This window comes from Streptococcus sp. HMSC065C01 (assembly GCF_001813525.1).
Taxonomy (GTDB): Bacteria; Bacillota; Bacilli; order Lactobacillales; family Streptococcaceae; genus Streptococcus; species Streptococcus parasanguinis_V.
Genome location: NZ_KV812853.1, coordinates 11,751 through 12,205 on the forward strand (window position 1 = coordinate 11,751; position 455 = coordinate 12,205).

The window sequence follows — 455 nt, forward strand, 5'->3', positions numbered from 1 at the left end:
ACAACTAAATTCTCAGCAACTAACAAAGAAAATATCCAAACAGTAGGAATCACAGATAACTACGACAAGGATAAATTGACTGTTAATGCTTCAGATATCAAGGTTTACGATTCAGTTACTGGTGCAGACGTTACGACTAAATTCGATATCTCTGATAACAATGGTGTTCTGACAGCGAACCTGAAAGATGGCTTCACGAAGTCACTTGGCGACGCTGAAAATACTCAAATCATTGATACGACTAAGTTCGAATTTGGACGCTACTATAAATTTGATATCCCAGCAACAGTGAAAGACGATGTTGTAGCTGGTGCAGATATCGAAAACAAGGCAGCACAAGTCGTTAACTACTACAACCCAGTAAGCAAGACTGTTGAAAAACCAAACAAACCAACTGAAAAACGTGTCAACAGTGTTCCAATCTCAGTAGAATTCAACTTCACTAAGAAATTGGA

Annotated in this window: 1 protein-coding gene; it reads left to right on the forward strand. The window is 38.2% G+C overall.

The window, feature by feature from the left end; translation table 11 throughout:
* On the forward strand, positions 1 to 455 hold a 455-nt coding region (locus HMPREF2918_RS11625; protein WP_256263190.1), incomplete at both ends, for an SspB-related isopeptide-forming adhesin.